The following is a 7,775-nucleotide window of genomic DNA, read 5'->3' on the forward strand; positions in this document are numbered from 1 at the left end:
TCAGAACAGCCTGCTTGTATACATGTAAGTACTTCAACGTTTAGGTTTTCATTCGGCAATTATTCCACTACTTTTTCAATTACCGGTACGGCAGATGCGCCGAAGTATCCTATGGCTCCATTGCGGATATTGCCAGAAGCATTAGATTTCGGCATAAGTGCGGAAGCCGGAAAGTATAAATGAGATTTTATCTTTAACATAGTTGACTCCACGGTCAGGCGGCTTGAAATTGTGTATATTCCGCCTGACAGACCATGCCTTTTTATTGTTGCTTTCTTTCATGCAAATTTCAACTTACTGCAGGGTGAGCGAAGTATAAATAGAAACACTAAAAATATTGCGGTTTTATTTTGCAGCAGCTCTGTAATCTATGATTTAAACTGTCCCAGGAAACAGCAGAACTTAACTAAAGGTACCACATAAGTATATCCTTAGCCAACAGGTTCTGGAGAGGGCAAAAAAAGGTATAGCAGCTGCAGATAGTTGCAACTATACCTTTTAAGTAAGGCTTCTATACTTCAATCAGGCTTCAGCAGGTGACTTTAACTCAGGCTTACGCTGTCTGAGAATTTTGTTGTCTACTGAATAGCGACCAGGCCCAACAATCATAAAGAATAGCAAAAGGCCAGTAATTAAAATCGAAAGTATAAGTTCCGGGTTGCTTACACTCAGGCCACGCTGTGGGTTTACAATCAATAGCGCTCCAATAAGGATAGGGAACTGGCACAGTAGCGCCAGCCTGGTTAATAACCCAAACGCAATCATCAAGCCGCCAACAATGTGCACCATACTTGTAAGTAAATGGGCTTTGCCTGCGGATAGAAAATCCTGGCTAGCGCTAAAGATGTAGAACACATCAGTAGTATGCTCCAGAAACAGAATGCCTTTCAGGAAAAGAAACAAACCAAGAATAATTCTTAAGCCATCCATCCAGACCGGGTTGTTTGCGCTGTTAACACGCCGGTTACTGCGAAGTTCTTGTGCAAGTGCCATAGCTGTAAGGGTTTTAGGTATAAATACACTATTTCTATATTTACGTTTAATAGTATTAAACCGGTTTTATACTATTTTTTTGATCCTGTTCAGCCTGGATAAATAAGTAAATACGGAATTTAGATTTCTATTTAAAGTTTGGCTTCTTACCTTTGCCACCCGAATGAACGTTCAATTAAAAGCAGGAGTACATGGAGCCGATTGCAGAAAAGAAGAAAGCTATTTTTGAAAGTACACTCGAATTGGTGCGGGAAAATGGTTTTCATGGCACCCCTATGAGTATGGTTGCCAAACATGCCGGCGTGGCGGCGGGTACTATTTATCACTACTTCGAAAGCAAAGATAAGTTGATCTGCGAGCTGTTCTGTTATGTGCAGAAACAGGTCATTAGTGTAGTTGAAAGAGAGAATTGCCAAACAATTCCTTTCCGGGAATGTTTCTTCAACCTGTGGTTCGGGCTTTATGGGTTTTATCATACCAATCCTAATGTACTCAAGTTTTTTGAGCAGTTCGTGAATTCACCTTTTAATGCAGGCAGGCCTTCGTTAGAGCATGATACGTTTCACCAGTTGCTCTTCAGTTTTTTTGAACGAGGTATAGCAGAAGGGCACTTAAAGCAGGTAAGCCCTAAAATACTTGGCATACTGGCGCACAGCAACATTGTGTCAACAGCTAAGATCGTGGCATCGGGAAGGCTGGCATTTGAAGAGGCAGAAATAGAGCAGATTCCGCAAATTTTGTGGGATGGGATGAAGGCACCCAACATAACTTAAACATCTTAAACTTTACCCTTATATAAAAACCAAGCTTACTGTATCTAAAACGATGGTTAAACAACTAAGTCTGAAATGATACACTATGAAAAAAAGTATAAAAACAATAGCTGCAAAAGGACTATCAGATAGTGCTTGCAAACGTTAATTATCCATCAACAACCTACAGTATAGTATTAGTATACATGAAATTAGTAACAGAATTTAAATTACTGCTGACAGGGTGCCTGCTGTTTCCGGCGGTAGTGTTTGCCCAAAGCAATGCAGCTGTACCCGCAGATAGCTTAACGCTGGACCAATGCGTTAATTTTGCCCTCGAGAACCGGGCAGCGGTAGAACAAGCGTTGCTAGATGAAGCCATTGGCGAACGCGAGATCAAAGCAAACCTTTCAGGTTGGTTTCCCCAGATATCTGCGCGCTACGGCGGCACGCACAACTTAAAATTACAGCAGCAGCCTTTTGGAGATCAAATCGTTACGCTGGGGCAAAAGTATACTTCCAACATAGCGTTAGAAGCCACCCAGACTATATTCAGTAGTGATTTGCTGCTGGCTTCCAAAGCTGCCCGGTTTACAAGGCAGCAACTGGACCAACAGATAACAGACACGCGCATAAACACAGTTGTAGAGGTTAGTAAGGCATTTTACGATGTACTCCTGACACAGGAGCAATTACGCATCCTGGACCTGAACCTAATACGCCAGGAAAAACAGTATAACGATGCCAGAAGCAGGTACGAAGTAGGCCTTGTAGATAAGACAGACTATCAGAGGGCAGCGATTACCTTAGCCAACATCCGCAGCGACAGAAAACGCGCTGAAGAGGGCATCAAGGCGCGACTGGCTTATCTGAAGCAATTGATGGGATACCCGGTAGAGCAGGATCTTAAACTTACCCACCAGTATAACCTGATGGAGGAGGCGGTACTGATTGATACGACACAGGCCATTGCGTTTGAGAACAGGGTGGAACTGAGGCAACTAGAGACACAACGCGAGCTCCTGCTCTTAAACACCGCTTACAACAAATGGAGCTTCCTGCCAACATTGTCAGCTTTCGGTAATTACAACCTGCTATACTTCAACAACGAGTTCTCAGACCTTTACAACAAATCTTATCCAACATCTGCTGTTGGCCTTCAGGTAGCTGTTCCAATTTTTCAGGGCACAAGAAGATACCAGAATGTTAAAATAGCGCAACTGCAGGAAGAGCGCCTGGATGTGGAGATCGACAACACACGCAGAGCCATCAACACAGAGTTCCAGACAGCGCTTGCCAATTACAAAAGCGATTATACTGAATGGCGCACCCTGCAGAATAATTTAGTGATGGCCGAAGAGGTGTATGATATAATAAAACTGCAGTACGACGAGGGAGTGAAAGCCTATGTAGATCTGATCGTTGCCGAGACTGAGCTTCGCACGACGCAATTAAATTACTACAATGCCCTTTACAACCTGCTGGCAAGTAAATTAGACTACCAGAGAGCTTTAGGTAACATAGACATAAACAGATAAAATCAGAGAAATAAGATAATGAAAAATAAGTACGCCTGGCTTTTGGCAGCCATTATAAGCCCTACTATACTTATGTCTTGCGGTGGCGATGATGCCGGACAGCAGCAGATGAACCCTGCGGCAATGGCCGTTCAAGTAAATACCTTTAAAGTTTCCGCAGAAAATGTTACAGGCACAGACACGTACCCAGCAACTGTTGTACCGCTTCAGGAAGTTGAGTTGCGCCCACAGGTATCCGGTTATATTACCAATATATTTGTGCAGGATGGGCAGCGGGTTACCAAAGGCCAGCGCCTTTACCAGATAGACCAAAGCAAATACCAGGCTGGGCTGCAGCAGGCGCAGGCAAACCTGCTAAGCGCAAAAGCTAACCTTGCCAGGGTAGAGAAGGACCTGGAGCGTTATGAAAGACTTGCAGAGCGCGACGCGATTGCGAAACAGCAGGTAGATTATGCCCGCACAGAAGTACAGACTGCCAAGGCACAGGTGGCATCGGCGCAGGCGCAGGTGCAAAGCGCTTCTACGGATGTTGGTTATGCTGTTATCAACGCACCGTTCAGCGGCACCATCGGTATCTCGCAGGTAAGGGTAGGAGCACAGGTATCCCCTGGCCAGCCGTTGTTAAATACAATCTCATCCACAGACCCTATTGCTGTTGATTTCTCAATTAACGAGCAGGAGATAGCACGCTTTAGTAAGTTTCAGCAGGGTAAACAACCTGATTCGCTTTTCACGATAACCCTGAATAACGGGGAGGTATACAAACACCTGGGTAAACTCCTTGTTATTGACAGAGCCATTGGCCGCCAGTCTGGTACTACAACTGTAAGAGTAGCGTTCCCGAACCCGGATGGTACTTTGATTGCCGGTATGACCGTTAACCTGGCTGTGCTAAACCAGGATATAGGAGAGCAGGTAGTTATTCCTTACAAAGCAGTAACAGAGCAGCTGGGTGAGTACTTTGTGTATGTGGTGCAGGCCGACTCGGTGGTACAGCAAAATGTGCAGTTAGGTACGCGCGTAAGTGGCAATGTGGTGGTACGCGAGGGCTTAAAAGCAGGTCAGGAGATTGTAGTGGAAGGCATACAGCGTTTGCGCCAAGGTGCTAAAGTGCAGGTAGGAGCACCACAGGGAGCCCAGCCTCAGGCACAAGGTAAGTAAGCATTTCAGAATAACCCTCAGCAGAAATTTATAAGAGAATATGATTTCAGATGTTTTTATAAAACGGCCGGTAACCTCCATTGTGATCTCGATTGTGATCGTTTTGGTTGGTTTACTGTCTATGATGAACCTGCCTGTAACGCAATACCCGGATATTTCGCCGCCATCAGTTTCGGTGTCGGCTAACTACACGGGGTCAGATGCACTTACAGTTGAGCAGGCAGTAGCCACACCCGTTGAAACGCAGATTAACGGTACGCCTGGTATGGCTTACATTACCTCTACCAGCACCGGTACAGGCCAGATGAACATGTCGGTTACTTTCGAGATTGGTACCGACATAGACATTGCAACGCTGGACGTGCAAAACCGCGCAAGTATAGCCCAACCAACACTACCGGAAGAAGTTAGACGTTTGGGCGTAACAGTACGCAAGCGTAACCCGAGTATCATGATGGTTATCGGTATTTACTCGCCGAACAAAACCCATGACATCCAGTACCTGGATAACTATACCAACATCTATATAAAAGACGCGTTGATGCGTGTGAGTGGTGTGGGTGATATTACTTCCATTGGTCAGGATTTTAGTATGCGCCTCTGGCTGCAGCCAGACAAGCTGGCACAGTACGGCATTGGCGCCAGCGAAATTACTGCTGCCATCCAGGAACAAAACCTGCAGGTTGCAGCTGGTACAGTAGGTGGTTCGCCACAGTATAATACGCAGGCATTCCAGTACCCGATAACTGTAACAGGCCGCCTGCAGACGCAGGAGGAGTTCGGTAACATTATTGTGCGCACTAACCCGGCTGATGGCTCTATTGTGTACCTGCGTGATGTTGCCCGCATTGAGTTTGGCCGCTTCGATTACGGACGTGAATCAAAAATAAACGGCAACCCAGCCACGATGATGCTGCTTTACCAGGCGCCAGGCAGTAACGCCCTGGAAACTGCTGAAGGTATTTATGCTGCTTTGGACGAACTGAAAGCCTCTTTCCCTGCCGATGTTGACTATGTTGTTTCTTTTGAAACGGTATCGGTCGTGCAGGTATCCATCAACGAAGTGGTAATGACGCTGGTAGAGGCGCTTATACTTGTAATTATCGTAGTATTCCTGTTTCTGCAAAGCTGGCGCGCCACGCTGGTGCCCATCCTGGCAATTCCAGTATCTATTATCGGTACCTTTATCTTCTTTATCCCGCTTGGTTTTACCATCAACACGTTAACACTTTTCGGTTTTGTATTGTCAATCGGTATTGTGGTGGATGATGCCATTGTGGTGGTAGAGGCGGTGCAGCACTACATAGACCATGAAGGCCTTTCGGCAAAAGCGGCTACGCGTAAAGCCATGAAGGACATTACAGCTCCGGTAATCGCGATTGCCCTTATACTTGCGGCGGTGTTTATACCTGTTGGTTTCATACCGGGTATTGTGGGTGGTTTGTATCAGCAGTTTGCCATCACTATCGCAATTTCAGTATTGATCTCAGCTTTCGTGGCCCTTACGCTTACACCAGCGCTTTGCTCTATTATGCTAAAGCCGATGAATGTGCGTAAGGATTCGAGAGGTATAAATAAGTTCTTCTACAACTTTAACAACTGGTTTGCCCGCACCACAGAATCTTACTCTGTGGGTGTTCGCAAAAGTATAAAAGCAACGCCGCTGGTGCTTATACTTCTGGTTTGTGTGTATGCAGGCACAGCCGGCTTGTTTGTTGCAAAACCAACTGGCTTTATACCAACTGAAGACGAAGGCCGTATGTTTGTGTCTGTTGAGTTGCCTGAAGGAGCTTCTATGAGCAGAACATCTGCCATACTTAGCCAGATAGGTGAACAACTGGGCTCCGTTAAAGCCATTCGTAACTATACTTCCATTGCTGGTCTGAATGCCATAAACTTCTCTTTTAAGTCGAATAGTGGTACGTTCTTCGTGCAGCTGGAGCCTTGGGATCAAAGGCAAGACGAGGCTTCTCATCTGAATGGAGTAATGGCTGAGGTACAGCAGAAGATTGCTGGTATAAAAGAGGCAAACGTTATACTTGTGGCGCCGCCCGCTATTCCGGGTCTTGGCTCTTCAGGTGGCTTTAGCTTTGTGCTGCAGCAGCGCACCGCCGGCGATGTGAAGGCGTTGGAGCAGGTTATGGGGCAGTTCCTAGGGGCAGCCAACCAACGCCCTGAAATTGCCATGGCTTATAGTTTCTTTACTGCCAAAACCCCTGGCTACCACGTAGAGGTAGACCGTGAGAAAGCTAAAAGACTCGGTGTAAACATTGCAGATGTCTATGCTACTATGTCTACGTATATGGGTAGCCGCTACGTAAACGACTTCACACGCTACGGCCGTAATTTCAGGGTGGTGGCGCAGGCTGATACTTCCTATAGAATGGATATTGAGAGCCTGAAGCAGTTTTATGTAATGAGCAGGCAAGGTGAATCGGTACCATTAAGTGCTTTGGTTACCACAGAGGTTGTAGAGAATGCGCCTGTTATCTCGCACTTTAACCTGTTCCGATCAGTTGATATAAACGGTAGTGCAGCACCAGGTTACAGTAGTGGACAGGCGTTGGATGCGCTTGAAGAAGTTGCAGCGCAGGTGTTGCCGGCAGGTTATGGGTATGAGTTTACTGGCCTAAGCCGTGAGGAACGTGCCGCCGGAAGCAGTACCATTTATATTTTCTCCCTCTCTATTATACTTGTACTGTTGTTGCTGGCTGCCTTATATGAAAGCTGGTCTGTGCCGTTCTCTATTTTGTTTACCATACCATTGGGTATGTTCGGTGCTATCCTGGCACTTACCTTCCTTCCTAAGTTAGATAATAACGTGTATGCACAGGTGGGTATGATTACGCTGATTGGTTTGGCTGCTAAAAACGCCATTCTGATTGTGGAGTTTGCCAAAGAAAGGGTAGACCGTGGAATGGAGCTGATAGAAGCAACGATAGAAGCTGTAAAGCTACGTCTACGCCCAATCATCATGACCTCACTTGCTTTCATACTTGGTGTGGTGCCGCTGGCCATTTCATCTGGTGCAGGTGCTGTGTCTCGCCAAACTATCGGATGGACGGTAATTGGTGGTATGTTGGCTGCTACCTTCCTTGCCATATTTGTGGTGCCGGTGCTTTACGTAGTAATTACCAGGCTAGCTTATGGTAAAAAAGGATTGGCTGCGCTTCGTGCGCAAGGCAATGGCCAACCTGATGAGGATGAAGGCGGAGATCCTGCTTATGTAAACCAATAGTATATTATTATTTAAGATGTCTCGTCCTGATATAAGTTGACGGGTTTGAGACGAAATTACTTTTTAATTTGAGACCTCCAATACGTTTGTGTT

The 7,775-nt window shown here is 45.9% G+C and carries 6 protein-coding genes; 4 read left to right on the forward strand and 2 right to left on the reverse strand.

Going from position 1 to position 7,775, the window contains the following annotated elements:
* Positions 1 to 59 precede the first annotated feature (59 nt).
* A complete protein-coding gene (locus tag Q1A23_RS15465; RefSeq protein ID WP_299824882.1) occupies positions 60 to 200 on the reverse strand; it encodes a hypothetical protein in 141 nt (46 codons plus the stop codon).
* A 322-nt stretch (positions 201 to 522) separates the two neighbouring features.
* A complete protein-coding gene (locus Q1A23_RS15470) occupies positions 523 to 993 on the reverse strand; it encodes a DoxX family protein (protein WP_299824885.1) in 471 nt (156 codons plus the stop codon).
* 191 nt (positions 994 to 1,184) lie between these two features.
* Here Q1A23_RS15470 and Q1A23_RS15475 point away from each other — a divergent pair, with 191 nt between their 5' ends.
* The 4 genes from Q1A23_RS15475 (at position 1,185) to Q1A23_RS15490 (ending at position 7,682) form a co-directional block, all read left to right on the forward strand.
* Entirely contained in the window at positions 1,185 to 1,766 is a 582-nt protein-coding gene (locus Q1A23_RS15475; protein WP_299824886.1) for a TetR/AcrR family transcriptional regulator, read from the forward strand.
* Positions 1,767 to 1,951: 185 nt separating this feature from the next.
* The gene (locus Q1A23_RS15480) at positions 1,952 to 3,283 is read left to right on the forward strand and encodes a TolC family protein (protein ID WP_299824888.1); all 1,332 of its coding nucleotides are present in this window, start codon (positions 1,952 to 1,954) and stop codon (positions 3,281 to 3,283) included.
* 18 nt (positions 3,284 to 3,301) lie between these two features.
* Positions 3,302 to 4,444 (forward strand): efflux RND transporter periplasmic adaptor subunit, encoded by a 1,143-nt coding sequence (locus Q1A23_RS15485; RefSeq protein WP_299824890.1) that lies wholly within the window; start codon positions 3,302 to 3,304, stop codon positions 4,442 to 4,444.
* A gap of 40 nt (positions 4,445 to 4,484) precedes the next feature.
* Positions 4,485 to 7,682, forward strand: coding sequence for a multidrug efflux RND transporter permease subunit (locus tag Q1A23_RS15490; protein WP_299824892.1), 3,198 nt, complete (start codon positions 4,485 to 4,487; stop codon positions 7,680 to 7,682).
* The last annotated feature ends 93 nt before the right edge of the window (positions 7,683 to 7,775 follow it).

It is taken from the genome of uncultured Pontibacter sp. (assembly GCF_947492645.1).
In the GTDB taxonomy this organism is placed as follows: Bacteria; Bacteroidota; Bacteroidia; order Cytophagales; family Hymenobacteraceae; genus Pontibacter.